This window comes from Haladaptatus salinisoli (assembly GCF_020614375.1).
Classification (GTDB): Archaea; Halobacteriota; Halobacteria; order Halobacteriales; family Haladaptataceae; genus Haladaptatus; species Haladaptatus salinisoli.
On record NZ_CP085327.1, the window covers coordinates 2,673,710 to 2,696,979 of the forward strand.

Here is a 23,270-nt window from a genome sequence, read left to right on the forward strand (position 1 = left end):
GGCGGTGCCGAGCGCTCCAACTGCGAGACCGCCGGCGAACGGATGCGGTTTCCCGCGGCGGGGTTCGCGGTCGACGTCGTCCCCGACCGTCGGCCGGAAGACGGGGGATAGAGCGCTAGCGGGGAGACCACATCGCTTCCGGCAGTGAGAGCGTCCACCCCCGTTCACCGTCGAAGCGACGGAATTTTCCGCGCTAGCAAGAACGCTTAACCTCGAAGCAAGCAAATTCCCGACACGATGTTATCGTATCTAGCGGGGAGGCTCGCCATCGTGGCGGTTTACTATCTCGTCAGGCTCCTTCCCGTCGTCGGGCTAAAACTCTCCGGTCGGTACGAACGTCGCATATTCGGCCCGCTGGTCGAGGACGTGTCGGTGAACGAGGTGCGCGCCGAGCGGTCGGGACGCTCCGTTCTCCTCGAAATCGAGTTCGACAACGACAGCAACCTCGACGCTCACGTCGCGGGCGGAAACGTCCGACTGGGTGGGAAACGGAACGGCGAGACGGTCTGCAATCTCGTCTGGTTGGACGATTTCGCCTCGACGCCGAAGAACGTCGAAGTGTCGAAAATCGAGGCCGAGGGAGCGGGAACCCTCCGACTCGAACGCCGTCTCGACGGTGAGGAGAACCTGTGGGTGGACGGCGAACTTCGGCTGCACCGTATCATCGCCATCAGGGGCCGGGAACTACCCCTCGGAACCGCCGACTTTTCGCTCCCCGAGCGGTCGGTCACCGTCGAACCGAGCGGCGAGAGACGGGGGGCCGCGACCGACGACTAGAGTTCCACCGACAGCAGGTCCTCTGCGAAGCGCACGTCGCCGTCGTACCGGTCGCCGATCGAGTTCAACATCGCCTCGTGCTTTCCGTCGGTGTGCGGATAGAGGTGCGTGAGGTAGACGCGACCGATGTCCGCGCCCGAGAGCGCCTCGCCGAGTTGGCCGGGCGTCGGGTGGTTCGACACGTCCACCTCGTCGGGGAACGAACAGTCGTGGGCGAGAACCGCACAGCCGTCCGCGAAGTTCGCCAGCCCCGAGAACGCCTCGCTGTCGCCGCTGAAGGTGAACTCGTCGCCGAGCCGGTAGGCGAGGCAGGGCATCGAGTGGCGCGTCTCGAACCCTTCCACGTCGAACCCCGCGACGGAGAACTCCCGCGCGCCGACCTCGCGCACTCGGAGGTCGACTCGTCCGTCGAGGTAGTCGTAGACGGACAGCAGGTCGTCGAGGAACGCCTTCGTCCCGGACGGGCCGACGACCTCCAAGTGCTCCTCTCCGGCGAGCCAGCGGGCTTTGAGGAGCGGGAGGAGGTCGGCGACGTGGTCGAGGTGGTGGTGGGTCAACAGGACGGTCGAGACGTTCTCGTAGCCCACACCGGACTGCTGGAGGCGCTGGAGGACGCCGCTCCCGCAGTCCACGAGGAGACGACGCCCGTCGTCTTCGACCACGATGCCGGTCTGAAATCGCTCGCCGGTCGGCATCGCGCTTCCCGTGCCGAGGAACGTGACTCGCATACTCGAACACGCGTCGGGAAGCGGGAAAAAGCTTGGTCGGAGGAACGACGGACGCCGAACGGTCGCGCCGCCGAAGGTTTATAACCGAAGGCGGAACCACTCCGGGACGCTCGATGGTCGCTACGCCGCCGGACGCTCGACGGTTTCACTTTCACTCCGCTGGCACAACCCTCTTTGCCACCCGATTCCAAGCCGAAACAAATGGATGGGAGAACGCTGCTGGCCCGCGAGGGATTCGAGTTCGACCCGGAAGCGGTCGAACTCGCCGACGAGGAGACGTTGGCCCTCCTCGAACCGGCGGTGAGGGAGTGGTGGGTCGAGCGGTTCGGGGAGTACGTCCCGCAGAACGGGGGCTTTTTCACCCCGCCGCAGCGCGAAGCGATTCCGCTCATCCACGGCCGCGAGAACGCCCTCATCGCCGCGCCGACGGGGAGCGGCAAGACCTTGGCCTCCTTCACCGCGATTCTGAACGAGTTGTTCCGCAGGGAGCGCGAAACGGGGCTCGAAAATTCGGTCTACTGCCTCTACGTCTCGCCGTTGAAGTCGCTGGCGAACGACATCCACCGGAACCTCGAAGTCCCGCTGTCGGGCATCCGCGACCGGATGGAGCGCGGCGCGTCGGAGACGGACGCCGCGGACGCGGACGACGGCGAAACGGTGAGCGAGGTCCGCCACGCCATCCGTCACGGGGATACCGACAGCGCCGCCCGACAGCGGATGCTGAAGGAGACGCCGCACATCCTCAACACGACGCCCGAGACGCTCGCCATCCTGCTCAACTCGCCCAAGTTCCGCGAGAAGCTTCGAACCGTGGAGTACGTCGTCGTGGACGAAATCCACAGCCTCGCGGACGGAAAGCGCGGCACCCACCTCTCGGTCAGCCTCGAACGCCTCGAAAACATCGCGGAGTCGCCGACGAGAATCGGCTGTTCCGCGACCGTCGAACCGCTCTCGGACATCGCGGAGTTCCTGGTCGGGAGGGAATCCCCCGGCGGCGAGAGTCGAGACCACGAAATCGTGGACACGCGGTTCGTCCGCGATTTCGACCTCGAACTCCGCTGTCCGACGGACGACCTCATCCACGCGCCGCGCGACCTCGTGCAAGACCGGTTCTATCGCCAACTGCACGACCTAGTGCAGGAACACACGAACACGTTAGTCTTCACGAACACGCGCTCCGGCGCGGAGCGCGTGCTCCAGAACCTCCGCGAGCGGTTCGAGGAGTACGACGAGGGGAACTCGGGCTGTCACCACGGCAGCCTCTCGAAGGACGCCCGCCACGGAATCGAGGAGCGGCTGAAAGCGGGCGATTTGGACGTGGTGACCACCTCAACGAGCCTCGAACTCGGTATCGACATGCCCCACGTCGACTTGGTGGTGCAGGTCGGCTCGCCGAAGAGCGTCGCCTCCCTGCTCCAGCGCGTCGGCAGGGCGGGCCACCGCGTCGGCCAGACCGTCACCGGCCGGGTCATCGCGCTCGACAGGGACGAACTGGTCGAGTGCGCGGTCATGCTCAAGAAGGCGGAAGAAGGGTTCGTCGACCGCGTGTTCGTTCCCGAGAACGCGCAGGACGTGGCGGCCCAACACGTCTACGGGATGGCGATAAACGAAGTCCGGCGGGAGACGGACGCGAGGGCCACGCTCGAGCGCGCCTACCCCTACCGGAACTACTCGGAGGCGGAGTGGGAGTCGCTGATGCGCTACCTCACCGCGAGCTACGACGGGATGGAGGACAGGAACGTCTACGCGAAGGTCTGGCGCGACGAGAACGACCCGCCGGACGGCGAGTACCACTACCCGGAGTTCCCGGTCGGCGAGACGCTAATCGGAAAGCGCGGTCGGTTGGCCCGCGTCATCTACATGACGAACATCGGGACGATACCCGATTCGTTCTCCTGCGACGTGTTCACCCGCGCGGACAACGAGTGGGTCGGGGACTTGGACGAGAACTACCTCGACACGCTCGAGAAGGGCGACGTGTTCGTCCTCGGCGGCCAGCACTTCGAGTACCGGTATCGACGCGGGTCGAAGGTCTACGCCGACCGAACCGGCGCGCGCCCGACGGTTCCCTCGTGGTTCTCGGAACGCCTCCCCCTCTCGTACGACCTCGGCCGGGAGATAACCCACTTTCAGGGGGAGTTGCTCTCGCGGCTCGCCGACCGAGGAAAACCCGCGGTTCGAGTGTGGCTTCGAGAGTTCCCGCTGGACGAGAACAGCGTCAGAGCCATCGCCCGGATGTTCGACGAGCAGGTGCGCTACGCCGGCCCGGAAAGCGTCAGCACGGACGACCGCCTCGCGGTGGAGGTCGAGATGGACAGGGACGAGTACGAGCGCCACTACTACGTCCACTCGAACTACGGTCGGAAGTTCAACGACGGCCTCTCGCGCGTCGTCGCCTACCGCTGCGCGCAGGCGGCGAACACCAACGTCTCGGTCGCCGTCGCGGACAACGGGTTCACCGTCTCGATGCCCCTGAACCGAAAGGTGGACGTCGCGAGCATCCTCCGGGACATCGACCCCGACGAGGTGCGCGACGATTTGCGCTCGGCGCTCTCGGGGACCGACCTCCTCCAGCGCTACTTCCGCATCAACGCCACGCGCTCGCTGATGATACTCAAGCGCTACAAGGGGTACGAGAAGTCCGCCAGCGAACAGCAGGTCTCCAGCGAGATGCTGCTCGGCTTCGCCGACGAGTTGGAGGAGTTCGCCGTCATCGAGGAGACGTACCGCGAAATCGTCGAAGACAAACTCGCGGTCGAAGCGGTCGAGGACGTTCTCGGGGCGGTGCGGGCCGGCGAGGTCGAGGTCGTCCAGCACAGGGTTCGCTCTCCGACGCCGCGAGCGTTCGGTCTCGCCACTCTCATGGCGAGCGACGTGGTGCTCGCGGAGGACGAGAGCGCGGTCTTACGGGAGTTCCACGACCGCGTGCTGGAGGAGATCGAGGACGACTACGACGCCTCCGCCGATTCGGGAATCTCCGCGTCGAAGTGAACCGAAAAATGCGAGGTCGCGCTCGTATCCGTCGAAACGGTCGCACACCCTCGACGGAGAACGGACGCGGTAGCTCGCGGGGTACCTGCTACCCGACGAGTGGGCGTCGAGGCCCGAACCGTTACCCTCCCTGACGTTTATGAGCAGAACCCCGCATAGCTACGCTCGATGACTGACGTGGACGGCGTCGACATCACGGAGCTTTCGCCGATGGCGTGGCGACTGCTCCGAGTCGCCGCAGGGTTCGAACAGCGCGCCATCGAACGAGAACTGACCGAACTGATGCAGGCCCACATTTCGATGCTCGAAAGCGGTACCCGCGCGCTCTCGCTGTCGCGGCGCAACGATCTATTCGACCTGTACTCCGCCGAGCTCACTCCGGAGCAGATCCACGCCATCGCCGAGAATTTTTAGACAGATCATCGGCGTGAGGATTTCTCGTACGCCTATCGAAAGTTATTAACCATCACATTAAGCTATGTTGGCGTGTATCAATGATACAGGGACTATCCTCTGCACGCGGGCGCATCGTCGCGTTCGCTCTCGCACTGCTCGGAACGGCTATCATCGCGGGCGCTCCGAATCCCGGCGGGCTATCGCTTCGCGGGCAGTACGCGCTCGCGACGATGTTCTTCGCGGGCTTCCTCTGGGTGACCGGTACGTTCCCGTTGGCCGTCACGGCCCTGTCGATACCCGTGCTGCTCACCGTCTTCGGCGTGTACGCCGATCTGGACGAGGCGCTCGTGGGGTTCGCGGACCACATCATCTTCCTGTTCATCGCGGGGTTCATGCTGGCGAACGCGCTCCAGAAGTACGATATCGACCGGCGCATCGCGCTCTGGATGATGGCCGCCATGGGGTCGTCCCCCCGCAGACTCGTTCTCGCCGTCATGCTCGCCACGGCGTTCCTCTCGATGTGGGTGTCGAACACGGCGACCGCGGCGATGATGACGCCCATCGCGCTCGGCGTCCTCACGCAGATCGTCGGCCGCGAGAACGTCCAGTCCGCCGCGGCTAGCGCCGACGACCTCGACCCCGACGTCGCCGCGGACGGCGGCGCGGTCGCGGACATGGGAGACGACGAATTCACGAACCTCCAAGTTTCGATGCTCCTCGGCACCGCCTACGCGGCGAGCGTCGGCGGCGTCGGGACGCTCATCGGCACGCCGCCGAACGCGGTGCTCGCCGCGCAGTTGAACCAGACGCTCGGCTACGAGATCGGCTTCGCCCAGTGGTTGATAATCGGCGTTCCCATCGTGGCCGTCACGCTTCCCATCGTCTGGTACCTGCTCACGTACGTCCTCTACCCCCCGCAGGTCGGGGACGTGAGCGCCGCCCGCGAGAAGGCGCGTCAGTATCTCGCCGAGGAGGGCGAGTTGAGTCCGCGCGGCAAGCGCGTCGCGGTCATCTTCACGGCGACGGCGCTGCTGTGGGTCGTCGGCGGTCTCGAAAAGTTCGTCAGCCCCTACCTACCGCCGGCGTGGGCGGTGACGCTGTACGGCGGCGAGGGGGCGAGCGTATTCGGCGTTAGAGGCCACCAAGGGATACTCTACTACGTCGTGGTCGGCCTGTTGGCCGTCCCCGCGCTCGTGCTGGCGGACACGATGGAGTGGGACGACCTGGTGGACATCGACTGGGGAACCATCCTCCTGTTCGGCGGCGGCATCGCGCTCGCCGACGCACTCGAAAAGACGGGGGCGACGAAGTGGATCGCCGACACCGTCTTCAAATCGCTCACCGGTGCGCCGATAGTACTGGTGGTGGGCGCGGTCGTCCTCCTCGTCATCTTCCTGACGGAGATGACCTCGAACACCGCGACCGCGACCATCATCATCCCCATCCTCATCAGCATCGGGGGCGTCTTCGCGGCCACGCTCGGCCTCAGCGACGTGGCCGCGGCCGTCTTCCTCTCCGTTTCGGGGGCCATCGCCGCGAGTTTCGCGTTCGCGCTCCCGGTCGCGACGCCGCCGAACGCCATCGTCTTCGGAAGCGGCTACCTCAAGCAGAGTCAGATGATGCGCGCCGGCGTGGTCCTGAACCTGCTGATGACGCTCGTGCTCACGGGGCTCATCTGGTTGCTCTTCCGGTTCGTCTGGCCGCAGGTGCTCTGGTAACTCGACCGTACTCCCTTTTCGACCGCGCCGCCCGAGCGACGCGGGGCTGTTCCGGACGTTACGAGGGCGACACGAGGAGCGTGTCCAGCGCGTTCGGAACGACGAGCACGTCGCTTCCGGGTTCGACGGCGTCCTCGACCGATTCGCGGGCGTGCATGAGACAGTCCTCGACTACCTCCGGGTGCTCGCTTCCGGCGACGTACACGTCGTGGTCGCGGAGCGCGCGCGCCACGACGAAGGCTCGCTGCGCGCCCGGTTCGTACCCGGCGCGCATCTCCTCGTAGAGGCTCGCCGGGTCGGTCGCTCCGGCGAGTCGGTCGTAGAACCGCCGCTCGCCCTTGCCCTCGCCGGCACCCTCCGGGAGTTCGGCGGGGACGACGACGCGCCCGTCGGGGCGAAGCGGATTCCGGTCGCCGAGGACGACGTACGTCGCGGCGCGGGTCGCCTGATAGAGGTTCGCGGCCTTCGCGTCCGGAACGCCGGCGACCACCGCGTCGTACTCGCGCTCGATCGGAACCGACAGCGTCTCCTTCGCGGTCGCCGCGAGGTCGGCGACCACGTCCCGGTGGTAACCCGCGCTGGCGTCGAGAATCCCCTGCGGGCCGTGCGTGACGTTCAGACAGAAGTCGAGGCCGACGGCGTCTCCGGCGCGGTCGAGCAGTTCGCGGAAGGGGTTGTCGTCGGTTCGACCCAGCCTGACGCCCTCGCGAGAGAGCAGTTCGGGCCCGTGGGTGTACCGGATGAGCGACTCGCCGCCCGCGCCGATGGCGACCGTCTTCGCCCCGCCCGAGAAACCCGCGTACTGGTGGGGTTCGACCATCCCGGTCGAGAGCACGCGGTCGGCGTCGGCGACGGTCGGGTTCAGTTCGATCGGAATCTCCTCGCCTCCCCCCGGCGGCGCGACGCGCCCGACTTCGACCGCATCGTCGGCGTCGTGGTTCTCCGCGAGGTCGGCGTGCTCGCCGAGCGCGCCCGCTATCTCCGCGTCGGTCATCGGACGGTGGAGGCCGAGTCCGAGGACGACGCGGACCCGTTCGCGACCGACGCCCACGTCCCCGAGTTCGTCCAGAAGCACGTCGAGCAGCACGTCGTCGGGCGTCGCGCGCGTCACGTCGGTCACGACGACGGCGACCGTCTCGCCCGGCGACACCAGTTCTCCGAGGCGCGGTCCGTGCGGGTTCTCGACCGCGCGCTCGGCGGCGTCTCGCGGATTTACGGGCGTCCCGCCCGGCGGTTCGAGAACGGTCGCGTCGCAGTCGGGGAGCGAGTGGTCCATGGGTCGACTTGGGGCGGCGGGAACGAAAGCGTTCAGGTCGCCCAGTCGAGCATCCGGTCGTAGAGGGGTTCGGAGCGAAGCGCGCCCTCGTCGCCGACGAGGACGAGCGACTTCTTCGCCCGGGTCAGCGCGACGTTCACCCGGCGGTAGTCGTCGAAGATGGGGCTGCTCAGGTCGCCCGTGGCGACGAACGAGACGACGACGACCTCCTTGCTCGACCCCTGGAATCGGTCCACGGTATCGACCGCCACCGACGCCGGAACCCGGCGGGATATCTCCGCGACCTGCGCCCGGAAGGGGGCGATGACGCCGATGTCCTCGTGCGCGACGCCCGCCGCCGCGAACCGGGCGACGATGTCGCCGACGCGCTCCGCCTCCGCGGGGTTCGTGTTCCCGACCATCTTCCCGCCGGCGTCGACGAACGTCACGCTGTCGCGCAGTTCCGGCGGGAGCGCGTCGCTCTCGACGCCCGGCAGGTCGGCGATTCGCTGGGCGGCCACCTCGCCGCTCGCGGGGCGGAGCGCACCGCCGTAGAACTCCCGCGACGAGAAGGCCTGAATCCGCTGCGCCATCCGGTACTGGCGTTCCAGCATGACGGAGGCGTCCGGATACCGTTCGACGAGGCGCTCGAACAGCGATTCGGAGAGGTCGTTTTCCGCGCGTACCACGGGCGGAAGCTGGTGGTGGTCGCCGACGAGGACGAACCGGTCGGCGAGGTTGATCGCGGCGAGGGTCGCGGGTTCGGTCAACTGCGAGGCTTCGTCGACGAGCGCCACGTCGAACTCCTGTGCGCGCATGACCCGCGAGCCGCATGTCGCGGTCGTCGCCGCGACGACGCCGGCGCTCCGGAGTTCCGCGACGCGCTCGTTCGGGTCGCCGCCGCGCTTCAGCCTGAGGTCTTGCATGTCCTCGCGGACGCCGCTCTCGGTGCCGACGCGCGCGATGTCCTCGAACCCTTGCTCCCTGAGCGCCTCCAGCGCGTTGTCCACCGCGCGGTTCGTGAACGCCGAGAGGAGGACGCGGTTCCCTCGCTCGACCAGCGCCCTGACGGTTCGCGCGATGGTGTACGTCTTCCCGGTGCCGGGCGGGCCGTGGACGAGCGCGCAGTCCTCGGCGTTGACGGCGAGGTTCACCGCCGCGTTCTGCGATTCGTTGTTGGTGACGAACGGTTCGCGGTCGTCGGCGAACGCGGGTTCCCGCCGCCCGAACAGCACGTCCTTCCGGCGCTCGTCGCCCTTCAGCAGGCAGTCGTGGAGCGCGGTGAGCATCCGGTCCGCCGAGAGTTCGGAGGGGTACACGTCGAGTCGCCGGAGTTCGACCGGTTCGTCGGTCGTGACGACGACCTCGTCGGTCAGTTTCTCGACCCGAGCGAGTTCCGCGTGGCCGCGGACGGGGTGGCCGTCGCTGGCGAGCACCACGTCGCCCTCCCGGATCTTCGAGACCGCGTCGTCCGTCTTCCGAGCCGTGAGTTCCCACCGCCCGCCGTCGCGCTGGCGCTGCCCCGTCGGTTCGAGGTCGACGAGCGCGCGGTCGTCGTTCGCCCGCTCCTCCGCGGTCTGCTCCCAGAGTTTGGCGTACTCCGCGTGGGTCGCCCGGCGCTCTTCTTCGATTTCGCGGTACTTCCGGTCGAAGTACTCGCGTTCGCTCTCCGGAATCGGGGTGCCGATCTGTCCGGCTTTCGACTCCTGGTCGAGTCGCCCCGAGACGACCATGCAGGTGTCCTTCTCGAAGCAGTACTGGCACTTCGCGTTCGCCTCGTACCCCGTCGGAACGTCCGCGTCGAACTCCATCGCGGCGATGGCGTTGCGGGTTCGGACGACGAACTCGAGGAGACCCTTTCCGATGGAGAACTCCTTCGCGGGCGAGAGGTCGCCCGACTCCTCGGTGCGGTCCAAGGCGGTGTTCTTGGTGTAGAGCAGAGTGCCGGTGTCCGCGGGAACGTCGCGCTCCCGGAGGAGCAGGGCGTAGCAGGCCGCCTGAATCTTGTCCTGAAAGCGCGGTTCGCGGTTCGTGTTCTTGCCGGTCTTCAACTCGACGGGCATCCCCCGGCGGAGCGCGTCGCACCGCCCCTTGATGCCGAACCGCTCGCTGATGAGGGTGTACTCGCTCCGCCACTCGTCGGTGTCGGTCAGGACGCCCTGTTCCAACCACCCTTCGATGGCGCGGGCGTTCTGCCGAACCTCGCCCGCGACCTCCTCCGCCTCGCGTCCGAGCAGGCCGAGTTCCAGTCCCGCCTCCTCGACGCGCTCGTCGATGGAGTCGTCCAGGTCGCGCCCGCGGAGCAGGTCGCCGAACACCTCGTGGACGACCGTCCCCTTCACCACGGGGTAGTTCAGGGGGATGCCCGAGAGCTTGTTCAGGTAGTACATCCGAGGACACTGCACCCACGAGCGAACGTCGGTCACGTTCACGAGAAACGAGGGTTCGACCACGACGTACGAATCCTCGCCCGTCGCGTACCGCGTCTCGCCTCGGTACTCCGACTCCTCCACGTCCGTCACCAGCAGTTCCATCCCCTCGCGGAGCAGTTCGGCGGACTCCGTCCACTTGCCCCACAACGTCACCGTCCGCGGCGCGTCGTCGTCCGGTCGGACGACCACCTCGGCGAGTTCGCGTTCGCCGTACCGCGTCGTGACGGTTCGCACCTCGCCCGGCTCCGAGACCGTCCCCCGTAGATTCACGAGCGGTTCGTACTGCCTCGGCGCGAAAAATTCTGTCGGTTGCGGCGTTCAGAGATAACGCCGCGACGTCTCCGTTTCTAGGGACGAGTCGCGAGAGGTTCGAGGACGGGCATTCCGACGTCGAAATCACCGCCGAACGGCGTCCGTAACGGTTCGGGCGCGCGGTCGCCGACGCTCTCGCCCGTCCGAAACCCGCCGACGAAACCGCCGCGCCGCTCTGCGGAAGCGACACGTTAATCTCCTCGGCGTGTTAGGGAGTATCCATGCGGGTTCGAGACTGGCAGGACGTTCTCCAGGACGTCATCGACCGCGACGTCGATCCAGAGGGCTGGCGGGCCGCCGGGGGTTCGCGAGCGGGCGGTGTCGGTGAAGACCTCTACCTCGGCCACCCGAGCGCGGGCCTCTACCACCTGAAGACGTACGCGAAGAATCCGTTTCAGGTTCGAGGCGTCGGCGCGCGGGTCGCCCGGAAGTTGGACGACGAAATCGGGAGCTACCTCCCCGAAAAGGAGTTCCGCGACGGTCGGTTCGCGGTTCGCCACCCCGAACGAGAACTGCCGGACGAGGAGGAGGCCGAGGCGCGCGCGAAACGGCTCGAAGAGACCATCAAGGCCCACGCGGACGCGCCGACGACGCCCGCCGACCTCTTCGACGACGTGATGGAGGCGATAGAGAGCCCGGCCTTCGGGCCGATGGACTTCGATAACTACGACCGCCCGGAGTCGGTCGACGACCTCTCGGAGACGTTCGAAGAGGCGGAGAAACTGCTGAGTTCGGAACTGGACGACCTCATCGACGAGGACGAGGTCGGGCGCGGATTCCAGTAGCGGCGGTTTCCGGTCGAAAGACCTACGACGATTCTTGTCGTATTATCGTTGAGTATCAGTGACACGATCACGAGAGCTACTGACACGAACGTTGCCGACAGAAAACGAATCCGAGAGTCGTCCCGACCCGGATGCGAAGATAGGCGGGTGGGCGATCGCCGCCATCGGCGTCGTTCTGATGGCGGCCATCGTCGCTGATCACTTCCTGCGCGTTCACGAAATGTGGCTGTTCGAACTCGTCGAACTGGGTCTCTCGACCACGCTCGTCTACGGCGGCTACCGACTCGCGTACAGCGATATCGATTCGAAGAAGCTCCTGACCGTCAACGCGTGGTGTCTCGCGGGCGTGGCTATCCTCGGCGTCGCCGCCGCGACCGCGGCCTTCGTCGAGGTGGTGCGGGTCGGCGACCTGACCGGCGGACACTCCAAAGTCCGGACGGTGGTGACCAGCGGTGCGGTGTTGGGATTCGTCATCGGAACCGCCAGCGTCCTCGGCTCGGTTCGGACTTCCCCGCCGACCCCCGACGCTCTCGACGCCGACGCTCGCTCGATTTCGAACGACGACGTTCCGTCGGCGGCGTTCGATACGTGGCTCGAACTGCTCTCCGACGAGCGCTGTCGGCGTATCCTCGAACTGGCGGTCGCGTCGCCCGACGGCGTGATGGCGACGGACGAGCTGGCGTCCCGCCTCGCCGATCGTTCGGACGCCGGGCGAGAGCGGACGTCGGTACACCTCCACCACGTCGCCCTCCCCAAACTCACGGACTCGGGGCTCGTCGACTACGACGACCGAACCGAGACGATACGCTACCGGAGCAACCCGACGTTCGAGGCGGTGTTCGAGACGACTGAGCGATACCGCCGGTAACGCGGCGGACGAATCGCGGGGGTTTCAACCGCCGTCGGAGACGTACGTCGTCGTCCCCCGTCGCGGCGAAATCCGCGCTATCGCGTCGATCTCCTGCATTCGGCGAATCGCCGCGGGCGTCGCAACCGCGCGAACGGTCGACCCGGCGGACTCGACGGTCGCGCCGTCCATCGACCGAAGTTCGCCGGCGACCGAGTCGACTTTCTGTCTCTCGCGGCGCTGATACTCGTCGCTGAGGGCCTCCTTGTACGCTTTGCCTGTGAGGTCGTCGTCCACCGCCCGTTTCGCGACTTCCGAGTCGACGGGCGTGACGGAGATCGACACGGCGATTCGCTCGTTCTCCCCCGCCGACCGAAGGCGCCGGTAGAGGTCGCGGTCGAGTTTCCCGTACCGTCCCTCGTAGGCTCGTTCCGCTCGCGCGTCGACCGCGTCCCGGTCGGCGACCGTTCCGTTGCTCGCCAGGAACACGCCGTTGATCCGGCGCTCGGCGTCGCTTCTGACCTTCGCGGTGTAGTAGCACTCGCCGAGTATCTCGTAGGTGACGACGGCGTCGTTTACGACCGTCACGTTCGCGGCGTCCGCTCCCACCTCGGCGGCGACGCGCTCGACCGCCAGCGTTCGAAGCCGGTTGCGGTCGACGTGACACTCGATTTCGGCGGTCCCGGCCGTCTTCGGGGAGTCGGTGACCGCAGTTTGCGCTTTCGTTCCGTCCGCCGAGTCGGTTCCCGGTTGGGCGGGAACGCTACCTCCGAGGCACCCGGCGACGAGGACGAGCGCGACGAACGAGAGCGCGGGGATTTTCCGCATGATCGACACGATTTCGGTATCCGATAAATGCCTTCAGGTGATAGGAACCGCCGCTTCGCTCGCGGCCGTCCCGCCGGGGTTTAAGCGCGTTCCCACGGAGCCATCTGGCATGGGTGCCGAGGAAACGGTACGCGACTACTACGAGGCGCTCCGGCGGGGCGAACCCCTGCATCCGTTCTTCGCGGCGCGGGAGGACGTCGTGAAGTTCGGAATCAGCGAACGCCTGACCGGGTACGACGAAATCGCGGCGGGACTGCGCGAACAGACCGACACCACCGCCGATTGGAGCGTGGGGAGCGAGCGCCTCCGCGTGGTCGAAGGACGCGAGTTCGCCCGATTCTCCGACGACGTTCGACTCGCGTGGGCTGACGCCCGGACGGGCCGGCGGCGAGCGTTCGACACTCGGTGGAGCGGCGTCCTCGAACGGGACGAAGACGAATGGGTTTTCACCGGCATGCACGTCAGCGTCGCACGGGAACTCTGATGGTCGGGCCGATATCCAGCGAAGACCGAACCGCCGCGATGAGCCGTCTGAAAGCCGCAATCGTCCTCCTCGTCGGCTCCTCGGGCGGACTCATCGCGCTCCACGCCGGCGCGAGCGCGGTCGGTATGGCGGTCGCGGTGCTGAGCGGACTCGTCGTCGGCGGACTGTTGGTGTGGTATCTCGGCCGGATAACGCGGTGACCGACCGCCGTTCGACCGCACCCTTTTGAGGCGGGCGTCCGAACTCGCCGTATGTCCTACGACGAACTCCGCGAGGAACTGCGGACGCCGTCCTCCCCGAGCGTCGCGGCGTTTCCGGACGGGAGCGTGGACACGTACTGTCGAATCCGCGACGGCGACGGGTACGTCAGTTCCAGGGAGACGTTCGGAAACGAACTCGCGGGCGGCGCGGAGTCGTTCCGCCTCGAACACCGGGACCGCGAGGCGGGCGGACAGGCGGTGAACATGGCGACGCAGGCGCACGCGCTCGGCGGTCGCGTCACGCTGTTCGGTCACGTGGACCACCCGGCGTTCGCCGACCTCCCGTACGACGCGCGCTCGATGGGGAAACCGGCCTCGGTTTCGGTGGTGGAGTTCGAGGGCGACGCCGTCATGCTCGCGACCGAGTCCGAGGCGATTCGGGAGTGGACGACCGCCGACCTGCGGATTGCGGCCGGCGGCGATTTCTCGGCGCTGTTCGAGTCGGACGGGGTTTGCTGCGGGAACCTCGCGTCGTTTCCGGCGCTGGTGGAGGTGTTCCAGACCCTCGCGTCTCGAAGCGACGGGGGCGGCGCGTTCGTCTTCGACCCCGGCAACCTCACCGACGTCGCCGACGACGCCGTGACCGCCTGCTTCGACGCGCTCGCCGACCTGGACGACCGATTCGACGTGGTCGTGAGCGTGAACCGCCGGGAGCTGGAGCAGCTCGCCGGGCGGGTCGGCGCGTCTCGGGGGTCGGACGCGAGGAAACTGGACGCGGTGAGGGCGAACGCGGGCGTCTCCGGGGTCGTCTCTCACGGCGAGAGCGAGGCGGTCGCTGCGACCCGCGACGGCACCGTGACGGTCGAGAACCTCTCCGTCTCGACGGTTAAGCGAACGACGGGGGCCGGAGACCGGTTCTCCGGCGGACTGACGTTCGGTCTCGCGGCCGGGATGGAGTGGGAACCGGCGCTCGCGCTGGCGAACGCCTGCTCGTCGTGGCGCGTCGAACGCGGAACGACGGCGGGGAGAGACGACGTCGGAGAGCTGATTCCGAACCGGTGAGGGGGGGAAAACCGTAACTACGCGCCGATTCGGGCCAACCACCGCTCGGGGTGGTCGAGTTCGTCGTCGCTCGGGAGGTTCTCCGGCGCGTCCCACACTCGGGTCGCGGTTTCGATGCCTTTCGCCTCGACGACGTGCTCGAAGAACGCCTTCCCCCGCTCGTACTGCCTGCGCTTCAGGCCGAGACCGAGCAACCGACGGACGAGCTTCGAGAGGGGGTTCATCCCCTTGCGCCGCGCCTCGATCTTCCGCCGGAGGTCCTCGTACTCGTCGTCGAACGCCTCGTCCATGAGGAGTTCGGCGTAGCCCTCGACGGAGGTCATCGCGGCGTCGAGTTCGCGGAACGCCTCGCGGTCGACCTCGCCGTGCGCCAGCGCCTCGACGCCCGACTCCATCTGCGCTTCGAGGTGGCCGGAGAGCCACGGGGCCGCGCCGAACTCCGCGGCGTGGGTGACCTCGTGGAAGGCGATCCACCTGCGGAATCGGTCGAAGTCCACGCCGAGTTTGCCCGCGATGCGTTCGATGTTCGGGTGGACGAAGTAGAGGGCGTGTTCGTCGCCCTCCGCGAGTAGCAGCGGGTCGTACTGGCCGAGGACGTTGTTGCCGAGGAGCGAGAGCATCACCGACATCGTCCCGGTGTTGAGGACGCGGGCGACGTCGGGGAGCACCGTCGGACCGTGTTCCTCGATGGGTTCCATCACGCGCCGAAACGTCGTTATGTTCGCGTCGATCCAGTGGTGGCGGTTCTGGATTTCGACGGTGTCCGGCACGTCGAACGAGACGCCCGACTCCGCTCGAACGCGGCTTCGGGCGTCCCGCACGTCGTTCGCGTACGCCGACTGCTCGGCGGGTGAGAGGTCGATGGAGCCGGGCTCCGTCGCCGCCTTCGCAGCTTCGGCGACCGCGGCCCAGTCGATGGGGCCGGTTCCGGACGCGTTCGTGACGGCCCGGACGCTACGATAGAGGTTCACGATTCCTCGTTGGGTTCGAGCCGACAAAATGCTTCTGTCTGGCTACCCCCGGCGCCTGTTCCTGCGCATCGCCAGCGCGACGACGGCGAGCACGACGAGCAGCGGGCCGAGTTTCCCCGCGACCGACGGCCTCGATTCGTCGTCGGTTCGCCCCCAGTCGAGCGACGACTCCGCGGCCGACCCGCCGTCGCCCACGTTCAGCGTGAAGTTCGGTTCGTGTAGGTGCAGTTCGAAGACCCCCATACCCTACCTTCGGTCATCTCCGCCTTATCGATTCGGGATAGGTGAAACGTCGATTACACGACGCGGCGATATCCGAGAGGTTGAAGGCGCACCGCTTCCCGGCTTCCCTATGAACGAAAAACGACGCGAGTTTCTGAAGACATTGCTCACGACGCCGAGCCCGTCGGGATTCGAGGTACCCGGGCAGCGCGCGTGGGTCGAGTACGTCTCCGAGTTCGCCGACGAGGTGCGAACCGACGAGTACGGCAACGCCGTCGCGGTCGTCGAGGGCGAGGGCCCCGAACTGGCCTTCGCGGGGCACGCCGACCAGATCGGATTCATCGTCGCCGGCGTCGACGAGGACGGGTTCCTCCGCATCGACCGAATCGGCGGTTCCGACAGGACCGTCTCCAAGGGCCAGCGCGTCGAGATTCGCGCCGCGGACGGCGTCGTCCCGGGGGTCATCGGCCAGCGGGCGATCCACCTCCGCGAGCGGGAGGACGAGGAGCTCGAAGACATCGTCGAACAGCACGTCGATATCGGCGCGAAAAACGAGCGGGAAGCCGAGGAACTCGTGGACGTGGGCGACCCCATCGTCTTTTCCCCCACCGTCGAAGAGCTCCACGGGACGCGACTGGCCGGGCCGGGTATCGACAACCGCGTCGGGACGTGGGTGGCGGCCGAGGCCCTCCGCCGCGCGGCGGAGCGGGACGCGGACGCGACGGTGTACGCCGTGAGCACGGTCCAGGAGGAGGTCGGCTTGCAGGGTGCCAAGATGGTCGGCTTCGACCTCGACCCCGACGCCGTCGTCGCCGTCGACGTAACGCACGCGATGGACAGTCCCGACATGACGAACGAGGAGCGGTTCAAGGACATCAGCGTCGACCTCGGCGGCGGTCCGGTCGTCGCGCGCGGGAGCGCTAACCACCCCGAAGTCGTCGCCGCGGTGCGCGAGGCCGCGCGCGACGCGGACATCCCCGTTCAGCTGCAGGCGTCGGGAATCCGGACCGGAACCGACGCGGACGCCTTCTTCACGGCTCGGGGCGGCACGCCGTCGCTCAACCTCGGCCTGCCGAACCGGTACATGCACACGCCGGTCGAAGTCGTCGACACGGACGACCTGGAGGCCGCGGCGGAGCTCCTCGCCGAGTTCGCCGCCCGGTCGGGCGACCGGGACGGGTTCGCGGTCGACCTCTGATTCGGGGCCGGGTTCGACTCGCGTTCCGGTACGTTTATCAACGCAAACAATGGGCTTGTTGATATGAGCGGACGACCACTCGACGTGCTCGAAGCGTCGCTGAACTCCGCGGTGACCGTGCAGTTGAAAGGTGGCGAGGAGTTCACCGGCACGCTTACCGGCTACGACCAGCATATGAATCTCGTCATCGAGGACGAAGACACAACCATTATACGCGGCGATAACGTCGTTTCGATTACTCCATGACTGGTGCAGGAACCCCAAGCCAGGGCAAGAAGAACAAAACGACGCACGTGAAGTGCCGTCGCTGCGGCGAGAAGTCCTACCACGTTCGAAAGAAGGCCTGCTCGTCGTGCGGATTCGGCAAATCGAGCAAGCGACGCGACTACGAGTGGCAGAGCAAAGCGGGCGACAGCTGACTCCCGCTGCGGATCTTTTCACTCCTTCCAACCATCGACCGTGAGCCGTCGGTGTCTCGCGCCCGTCGATATACACGAAAGTGCATATTTCGTGTTTTCGCGATGCTGAATTCGGCACGATAACGAGAGTTTTTACTACCGGCCCGCACTACGGACGCCTATGTCAGGTGGCCGGGCCGGGAACCTCGAAAAACCAACCGAAAAGTGCGGCGTCGTCGGGGCGTCGCTCGCGGGGCGTGACGCCGCGCGTCCCCTCTACTACTCGTTGTACGCCCTCCAGCACCGCGGGCAGGAGTCCGCCGGCATCGTCACGCACGACGGATTTCAACAGCACAGCCACGTCGAGATGGGACTGGTCGGCGACGCCTTCGGCGAGGACGACATCGACGGTCTCGCGGGGAGCGCCGGAATCGGCCACGTCCGGTACCCGACCGCCGGGAGCGTGGACAAAAGCTGCGCCCAGCCATTCACGGTCTCGTTCAAGAGCGGGTCGCTCGCGCTCTCGCACAACGGGAACCTCGTCAACTCCGACGAGATTCGGGACGAGCTCGCCGGAAAGGGCCACGCCTTCACCTCCGACGGCGACACCGAGGTCATCGCCCACGACCTCGCGCGCAACCTGCTCGAAGAGGACCTCATCCGCGCGGTCAAGCGGACGATGAACCGCATCCACGGCTCGTACTCGCTCGCCATCATGCACGACGACACCGTGCTCGGCGTGCGCGACCCCGAAGGAAACCGCCCCCTCGTCATCGGCGAAGTCGAAGACGGCTACGTCGTCGCTTCCGAGTCGGCGGCCATCGACACCATCGACGGCGAACTCGTGCGCGACGTACGGCCCGGCGAACTGGTCGTCCTCCAGCCCGACGGCGAGGGGTTCGACACGTACCAACTCGTGGAGCGCGAGCGAACCGCCCACTGCTTCTTCGAACACGTCTACTTCGCCCGCCCCGACAGCGTCATCGACGGCAGTCTCGTCTACGAGGTGCGGCGCGAACTCGGCCGAAAACTCTGGGAGGAGAGCGGCATCGAGACCGACGTGGTCATGCCCGTGCCGGACTCGGGACGCGCGTTCGCCTCGGGGTACGCGGAGGCGGCCCAGGAGGACGGTTCGGACGTGGAGTTCGCCGAGGGTATGATGAAGAATCGCTACGTCGGGCGGACGTTCATCATGCCGACGCAGGACGAGCGGGAGCGCGCGGTGCGGCTCAAACTCAACCCCATCAAATCCACCGTCGAGGGCCGAACCGTGACGCTCATCGACGACAGCATCGTCCGCGGGACGACGTCGACCCAACTCGTCCAACTGCTCAAAGACTGCGGAGCCGAGGAGGTTCACATGCGTATCGGCGCGCCGCCCATCGTCGCGCCCTGCTACATGGGCATCAACATGGCGACCCGCGGGGAACTCATCGCTTCGGACAAGTCGGTCGGCGACATCCGGGACGCCATCGACGCCGACAGCCTCGCCTACCTCTCGAAGGAGGCCATCGCGGAGTCCCTCGAAACCGAGAAGGGCGACCTCTGTCTGGGCTGCGTGACCGGCGAGTACCCCTACGACATCGACGACGAGGAGACCGACCGCGACGTGACCCGGCCCGTCATCGAAGGCGCGAGTTCGGACGACTGAGAGCGACGCTTCGGGAGCGGTTTTTTCGGACGGGAGCGGACGGACGATTCGCCGTGTTCGTCGGCCCCTTCGGCCTCACCGACCTCCGCCCCGAAATTCACCGTCAGTTCAGCAGTCGGTGGATGTCGTCCTCGTCCAGCACGTCGAGGAGGCTCTCTCCGCTCTCGTACCGCTCCCGTTGGCTCGGCGTGAGAAACGAGTCGTCGCGCTCTTCCAGCCGCTCTTCTAGCATCTCGTCCAGATCGTCCTCGTCGTACCCCGGAATCGGCATACATGTGGTAGGGAGCGACGAGTCAAATATCGTGCGGTTAGTTACCACGCCACCGCGCCGAATCGCGGCAGCGAATCCGAGACGGCGACCGGCGAGGTCAGTAGACGACGTACAGCAGCGCGTAGACGACCACGCCGAGCGCGAACGAGACGAGCCACAGCGACGTCGCGACCCGTCCCACGCGTCGGTGGTTCGTTCGCGGTATCGCGCCGACCGGTCGGGAGAGCGCCAGCAGGAGCACGTAGTACAGCAGGGGGATGCAGACGATGGCGAGGAGGATGTGAACCGCCAGTACCGGGAGGTAGACGAACCGCTCTATCGCGACGGGGCCGGGGAACTCGGTCGGCCCTTCGAGCGACACGCGGTAGAGGTAGAGACCGAGGAACGCGACGAACAGCGCCAGTCCGGTCAGCATCCCGGCGCGGTGGCGGGCGACGTTCCCGCGTCGAATCGCCCGCCACGCGCCGCCGATGACGGCGATGGCGACGACGCTGATGACCGCGTTGGCGTGCGGAATCGCGGCTATCACCGAGTCTGGCGCGCGCGGAATCGACTGTTCGGGAACGACGCCGAGCACCGCGCCGAACACCAGCGCCAGCGAGACGGCGGTCAGAAGCGCGGTCAGCACCGGGACGTTGTTTCGAACCGTAGCTTCCATACTCCGATTTCGTACTCGGGCGGCATACCAGTTACTTCACGATTCGGTACAGGGGCTCATCGTCACACACTGGACAGGTTTCGGACGGAAGGTTGAACGCCCGGGCGCAGTTGGGACAGACGTAGTCGATTTGGTTGTTCCGAATCCGGTTCACGAGGCGGCGAACGGGCATGGTTTCCGTAACGTGCGCGTCGATAATTACGCTACCGGCAGTCGATTGATAGGTACGTGCGAACCCCTCTCGTTTCCGAGTCAAATGAAAGCCCTTTTATCGGGTCACCCGCAACGGTTGAGTGCGGAAACAGACGGCGAGCGTGGGTAGCCAAGCTAGGCCAACGGCGCAGCGTTGAGGGCGCTGTCCCGTAGGGGTCCGCCGGTTCAAATCCGGTCCCACGCATCGCAAGATGCAGGTGATCTCCTTCGCGGACATCACCCACGCACAATCCTACCGAAGTTACAGTGACCAGCCGAGGCTGATTCGTTCTTCTGATCGCTATCGAATCGCAAACGCAGCTTAGATTCAACTCGTTTCCGAACTGTTCCGTTGCCGTCGGCGGAGCGCCCACCGAATCCCGATTCCGAGGAGAAACCCGAACGAAGCGAGTATCGCACCGTCGGGAAGCGTTCGCGCCGCTGCCGAAACTGGGTCGAGGTAAAGATTCGCGATTCGGTCGAGAGAACCGATAGTCCAGAGACGATTTCCGTAGGCCGGGGCGATCCCCAGTAACAGACTCGGTAGATAGCCTTCGTTCAGATACGCCTGAATCGCGGACAGACCGACGACGATGACTGCACCCCGCGTCGCCAGACCGAGTGCAGTTCCGTCTAAGGCGAAGAACTGATGGAGTTCGAACAGAAGTTCGTTTTCGAATCCCGTGATGAGGGTAAGGTATTCGACTCCCGCACCGACGATGACGAAGACGCCTGCGAGGGCGAGTGCTCGCCAAGTTCTCGTCCGGTCGGTCCCGAAAAGCACCGATTCGAGACGCCTCACTCGGTAATCCATGCGAAGTAGTTGCGATTGTAACAATAAGTAGTTCGGTGCCGGGCGTCGGATGGAAGACGGCGTTCGCGTGACTCGAAAGACGGTCAGAGTCCTTCGTGCGTTACGATTCGGTCGCGCCACTCCGGCGGAATCGGAGACGGTTCGCCCGCGTCTCGGTCGACCGCGACCTGCACGACCTCCGCGGTGGCGGCCGTGTCGTCCCCCGCGCGAATCTCGCATTCCATCGTGACGCTGGACTCGCCGAGGTCGAGGACGCGGAGGGCGACGGTCACGTCGTCCGTCGAGGTGATCGGCCGCCGGTAGTCGATCTCGAGGTGGGCGACGACGCCCTCGATATCGTCCCGGGGGACGCCAACGACGTCCCGGAAGTAGTCGAATCGCGCCTCCTCCAGAAACGTCGCGTAGACGGCGTTGTTGACGTGACCCATCGTGTCGAGGTCGCGGTAGCGCACCTCGACGTCGGTCGTGTAGCCGAACTCGTCCATGGAAACCGTAGCCGGAGGCGGGTAAATCCGTCTGTCGGTTCGAAGGCGCTAGCCTCTACGGCGACGGCGTCACTCGAAAATTCCGGCGTCTCGAAGTCGGAGTCGACCCAGTTTCCGAACGTCCACCTCCCCGTTCCGTGCGGATTCGACGGAAACAAACCGCGCGTCCGCGGCGTCGGAACCGGCTTCCACCTCGCCGTCGGTCGCCGCGCGGTCGGTGCGGTAATTTATCGAGCGGTAGTTCGCTCGCGGACCCTCCGAGAGGACCGTCCCGACGAGTTCCAACTCGTCGGGGTCGACGGCGAGTCCCGTCTCTTCGCGGAGTTCGCGGGCGGCCGCCGCCCGCGCGGGCTCGTCGTACTCCGGATGCCCCGCCGGGAGGTCCCAGCGACCGGCATCTCGGCCGCCCTTCCGTCGAATCAACAGGACGCGGTCGTCTTCGCGGACGGTTACGCTCGTCGTCGGCACCGATTGCCGCCACCAGACGCGGTCGCACGACGAACAGTAATCCCGGTCTCTGCCCTCGATTTCGGTGCTCGCGGGTTCGTCGCCGCAGTCCGGACAGTAGTTCGCTGCGCAGGCGATCATCGCGTTCGCCGATTACGTCAGATGATTAATTATTATTCCGTTCGCGTGGTCGCGGCTCGGAGCGCACGGGACGCGGCAAAGTATTTTGTCGGTAGCCGCACCGAATTCGCACGATGGTAGACGCCACGAAGGAGCCGGACGTTCGCACGAGGGTGATGAACGGAGTCGCCGTTCCGTCGGTCGAACCCGAAGAGGGACGGGACGACCATCCCGACCACGAACGCGCCTCGATACGGTCGCTCCGCCGGCTGGTTCGCCCCGGCGACAGCGTCGTCGTCGTCGGTGGCGGCTGGGGCGTTTCGACCGTGGTCGCCGCTCGGATGACCCACTTCGAGGGCGACGTGACGACCTTCGAACCCACGTCGAGGATGCTCGAAACCATCGAGCGGACGGTCGAAGTCAACCGCGTGGCCGACCTCGTGACGCTCGAACACGCGGCGATAGGCGAGTTCGCGGGCGAAGAGCTGTGGGGCGAGGCAGACGGCGCGCGGCGCTCCCCGGACGCGATTCCGGACTGCGACGTGCTGGAGTTGGACTGCGAAGGTGCGGAACTTGACATCCTTCGCTCGTTGGAGATCGACCCGAGAGTAATCGTCGTCGAAACGCACGACCACCTCGGCTCGCCGCCCGAGGAAGTCAGCGCAGCGTTGGATCGCCTCGGCTACGAGGTAGTGGCCGAAGGCACCGCCGGTTTCCACGACGACTTACCGGTGCTGACGGCGACGAAAAAGGGTTCTCGCTAGTCCGACCTGACCATCACGTCGGTCGCTTTGATTACCGCCGTGAGTTCCATTCCCTCCTCTATCTCCAGGTCCTCGGCCGATTCGCGGGTGACGACCGCGGTGACCGTCTCGCCGTTCACGTCGAGGGAGACCTCCGCCGTGACGTCCCCCGTTTTCACCTCGACGACCTCGCCGCTGAGTCGGTTTCGCGCGCTTAGCATCTTCTCTCCCCCCGGCGCGAAGACGCCGACCGAATCGATAAGCGTTCGGGCGCGGTTTGCTCCG

Annotated in this window: 26 protein-coding genes and 1 tRNA gene; 15 read left to right on the forward strand and 12 right to left on the reverse strand. The window is 66.3% G+C overall.

Annotated elements, in window-relative coordinates:
• Positions 1 to 237 precede the first annotated feature (237 nt).
• Positions 238 to 777 (forward strand): hypothetical protein, encoded by a 540-nt coding sequence (locus LIX00_RS14685; RefSeq protein WP_227353937.1) that lies wholly within the window; start codon positions 238 to 240, stop codon positions 775 to 777.
• Here the strand turns inward: LIX00_RS14685 and LIX00_RS14690 are convergent.
• A complete protein-coding gene (locus LIX00_RS14690) occupies positions 774 to 1,505 on the reverse strand; it encodes an MBL fold metallo-hydrolase (protein WP_227353938.1) in 732 nt (243 codons plus the stop codon). The two genes, LIX00_RS14685 and LIX00_RS14690, sit on opposite strands and share 4 nt — an antisense overlap.
• A gap of 201 nt (positions 1,506 to 1,706) precedes the next feature.
• Between LIX00_RS14690 and LIX00_RS14695 the strand changes: the two genes are divergently transcribed.
• From LIX00_RS14695 to LIX00_RS14705, 3 genes are all read left to right on the forward strand, one after another.
• Positions 1,707 to 4,496 carry an ATP-dependent helicase gene (locus tag LIX00_RS14695; protein ID WP_227353939.1) on the forward strand — a complete coding sequence of 930 codons (2,790 nt, stop codon included), beginning with the start codon at positions 1,707 to 1,709 and terminating at the stop codon, positions 4,494 to 4,496.
• Between the two features lie 168 nt (positions 4,497 to 4,664).
• Positions 4,665 to 4,910 carry a DUF8599 family protein gene (locus LIX00_RS14700; RefSeq protein WP_227353940.1) on the forward strand — a complete coding sequence of 82 codons (246 nt, stop codon included), beginning with the start codon at positions 4,665 to 4,667 and terminating at the stop codon, positions 4,908 to 4,910.
• Positions 4,911 to 4,990: 80 nt separating this feature from the next.
• On the forward strand, positions 4,991 to 6,610 hold the full coding sequence (locus LIX00_RS14705) for an SLC13 family permease (RefSeq protein ID WP_227353941.1): 1,620 nt from the start codon (positions 4,991 to 4,993) through the stop codon (positions 6,608 to 6,610).
• Between the two features lie 58 nt (positions 6,611 to 6,668).
• Here the strand turns inward: LIX00_RS14705 and LIX00_RS14710 are convergent, their stop codons facing one another.
• Positions 6,669 to 7,886 carry a lactate racemase domain-containing protein gene (locus LIX00_RS14710; RefSeq protein WP_227353942.1) on the reverse strand — a complete coding sequence of 406 codons (1,218 nt, stop codon included), beginning with the start codon at positions 7,884 to 7,886 and terminating at the stop codon, positions 6,669 to 6,671.
• Between the two features lie 32 nt (positions 7,887 to 7,918).
• Positions 7,919 to 10,567, reverse strand: a complete 2,649-nt coding sequence (locus LIX00_RS14715) for an AAA domain-containing protein (protein WP_227353943.1) — start codon at positions 10,565 to 10,567, stop codon at positions 7,919 to 7,921.
• A 263-nt stretch (positions 10,568 to 10,830) separates the two neighbouring features.
• On the opposite strand from LIX00_RS14715, the gene LIX00_RS14720 reads away from it, so the two are divergent.
• A complete protein-coding gene (locus LIX00_RS14720; RefSeq protein ID WP_227353944.1) occupies positions 10,831 to 11,394 on the forward strand; it encodes a hypothetical protein in 564 nt (187 codons plus the stop codon).
• A gap of 91 nt (positions 11,395 to 11,485) precedes the next feature.
• On the forward strand, positions 11,486 to 12,262 hold the full coding sequence (locus LIX00_RS14725; protein WP_227353945.1) for a DUF7344 domain-containing protein: 777 nt from the start codon (positions 11,486 to 11,488) through the stop codon (positions 12,260 to 12,262).
• A 24-nt stretch (positions 12,263 to 12,286) separates the two neighbouring features.
• Here LIX00_RS14725 and LIX00_RS14730 read toward each other — a convergent pair whose 3' ends face one another.
• Positions 12,287 to 13,069: a hypothetical protein gene (locus LIX00_RS14730; RefSeq protein ID WP_227353946.1), complete on the reverse strand. Its 783-nt coding sequence runs from the start codon at positions 13,067 to 13,069 to the stop codon at positions 12,287 to 12,289.
• Between the two features lie 109 nt (positions 13,070 to 13,178).
• Here LIX00_RS14730 and LIX00_RS14735 point away from each other — a divergent pair, with 109 nt between their 5' ends.
• From LIX00_RS14735 to LIX00_RS14745, 3 genes are read left to right on the forward strand one after another with little or no spacing between them, the layout of a single operon-like run.
• The gene (locus LIX00_RS14735) at positions 13,179 to 13,553 is read left to right on the forward strand and encodes a nuclear transport factor 2 family protein (protein WP_227353947.1); all 375 of its coding nucleotides are present in this window, start codon (positions 13,179 to 13,181) and stop codon (positions 13,551 to 13,553) included.
• Positions 13,553 to 13,753 carry a DUF8527 family protein gene (locus LIX00_RS14740; protein WP_227353948.1) on the forward strand — a complete coding sequence of 67 codons (201 nt, stop codon included), beginning with the start codon at positions 13,553 to 13,555 and terminating at the stop codon, positions 13,751 to 13,753. The genes LIX00_RS14735 and LIX00_RS14740 overlap by 1 nt, the downstream gene beginning before the upstream one ends.
• A 51-nt stretch (positions 13,754 to 13,804) precedes the next feature.
• The gene (locus tag LIX00_RS14745) at positions 13,805 to 14,815 is read left to right on the forward strand and encodes a carbohydrate kinase family protein (RefSeq protein ID WP_227353949.1); all 1,011 of its coding nucleotides are present in this window, start codon (positions 13,805 to 13,807) and stop codon (positions 14,813 to 14,815) included.
• Between the two features lie 17 nt (positions 14,816 to 14,832).
• Here LIX00_RS14745 and LIX00_RS14750 read toward each other — a convergent pair whose 3' ends face one another.
• Together LIX00_RS14750 and LIX00_RS14755 are read right to left on the reverse strand one after the other, a co-directional pair.
• Complete coding sequence (locus LIX00_RS14750) at positions 14,833 to 15,786, reverse strand: zinc-dependent metalloprotease (protein ID WP_227353950.1); 954 nt, start codon at positions 15,784 to 15,786, stop codon at positions 14,833 to 14,835.
• A 42-nt stretch (positions 15,787 to 15,828) separates the two neighbouring features.
• Entirely contained in the window at positions 15,829 to 16,029 is a 201-nt protein-coding gene (locus LIX00_RS14755; protein ID WP_227353951.1) for a hypothetical protein, read from the reverse strand.
• Between the two features lie 109 nt (positions 16,030 to 16,138).
• On the opposite strand from LIX00_RS14755, the gene LIX00_RS14760 reads away from it, so the two are divergent.
• The 4 genes from LIX00_RS14760 to purF all read left to right on the forward strand — a co-directional run bounded on the left by LIX00_RS14760 (position 16,139) and on the right by purF (position 19,255).
• A complete protein-coding gene (locus tag LIX00_RS14760) occupies positions 16,139 to 17,206 on the forward strand; it encodes a M20/M25/M40 family metallo-hydrolase (RefSeq protein WP_227353952.1) in 1,068 nt (355 codons plus the stop codon).
• Positions 17,207 to 17,269: 63 nt separating this feature from the next.
• Positions 17,270 to 17,452, forward strand: coding sequence for an LSM domain-containing protein (locus LIX00_RS14765; protein WP_227353953.1), 183 nt, complete (start codon positions 17,270 to 17,272; stop codon positions 17,450 to 17,452).
• A complete protein-coding gene (locus tag LIX00_RS14770; RefSeq protein ID WP_227353954.1) occupies positions 17,449 to 17,625 on the forward strand; it encodes a 50S ribosomal protein L37e in 177 nt (58 codons plus the stop codon). Before LIX00_RS14765 ends, LIX00_RS14770 begins: the two co-directional genes overlap by 4 nt.
• A 160-nt stretch (positions 17,626 to 17,785) precedes the next feature.
• Positions 17,786 to 19,255 (forward strand): amidophosphoribosyltransferase, encoded by a 1,470-nt coding sequence (gene purF, locus LIX00_RS14775; protein WP_227353955.1) that lies wholly within the window; start codon positions 17,786 to 17,788, stop codon positions 19,253 to 19,255.
• 103 nt (positions 19,256 to 19,358) lie between these two features.
• On the opposite strand, the gene LIX00_RS14780 is transcribed toward purF, so the two are convergent.
• Together LIX00_RS14780 and LIX00_RS14785 are read right to left on the reverse strand one after the other, a co-directional pair.
• The gene (locus tag LIX00_RS14780; protein ID WP_227353956.1) at positions 19,359 to 19,526 is read right to left on the reverse strand and encodes a DUF8027 family protein; all 168 of its coding nucleotides are present in this window, start codon (positions 19,524 to 19,526) and stop codon (positions 19,359 to 19,361) included.
• A 97-nt stretch (positions 19,527 to 19,623) separates the two neighbouring features.
• A complete protein-coding gene (locus LIX00_RS14785; RefSeq protein WP_227353957.1) occupies positions 19,624 to 20,184 on the reverse strand; it encodes a DUF420 domain-containing protein in 561 nt (186 codons plus the stop codon).
• Between the two features lie 312 nt (positions 20,185 to 20,496).
• Here LIX00_RS14785 and LIX00_RS14790 point away from each other — a divergent pair.
• A tRNA-Leu gene (locus LIX00_RS14790) sits at positions 20,497 to 20,581 on the forward strand.
• 123 nt (positions 20,582 to 20,704) lie between these two features.
• Here LIX00_RS14790 and LIX00_RS14795 read toward each other — a convergent pair.
• From LIX00_RS14795 to LIX00_RS14805, 3 genes are all read right to left on the reverse strand, one after another.
• Positions 20,705 to 21,190, reverse strand: a complete 486-nt coding sequence (locus tag LIX00_RS14795) for a hypothetical protein (protein WP_227353958.1) — start codon at positions 21,188 to 21,190, stop codon at positions 20,705 to 20,707.
• Between the two features lie 83 nt (positions 21,191 to 21,273).
• Positions 21,274 to 21,675, reverse strand: coding sequence for an acyl-CoA thioesterase (locus tag LIX00_RS14800; RefSeq protein WP_227353959.1), 402 nt, complete (start codon positions 21,673 to 21,675; stop codon positions 21,274 to 21,276).
• A gap of 69 nt (positions 21,676 to 21,744) precedes the next feature.
• Positions 21,745 to 22,263 carry an NUDIX domain-containing protein gene (locus tag LIX00_RS14805; RefSeq protein ID WP_227353960.1) on the reverse strand — a complete coding sequence of 173 codons (519 nt, stop codon included), beginning with the start codon at positions 22,261 to 22,263 and terminating at the stop codon, positions 21,745 to 21,747.
• Positions 22,264 to 22,376: 113 nt separating this feature from the next.
• Between LIX00_RS14805 and LIX00_RS14810 the strand changes: the two genes are divergently transcribed.
• Positions 22,377 to 23,006, forward strand: coding sequence for an FkbM family methyltransferase (locus LIX00_RS14810; RefSeq protein ID WP_227353961.1), 630 nt, complete (start codon positions 22,377 to 22,379; stop codon positions 23,004 to 23,006).
• Here the strand turns inward: LIX00_RS14810 and LIX00_RS14815 are convergent.
• Positions 23,003 to 23,206 (reverse strand): TOBE domain-containing protein, encoded by a 204-nt coding sequence (locus LIX00_RS14815; protein ID WP_227353962.1) that lies wholly within the window; start codon positions 23,204 to 23,206, stop codon positions 23,003 to 23,005. The genes LIX00_RS14810 and LIX00_RS14815 overlap by 4 nt on opposite strands.
• Positions 23,207 to 23,270: the final 64 nt, after the last annotated feature.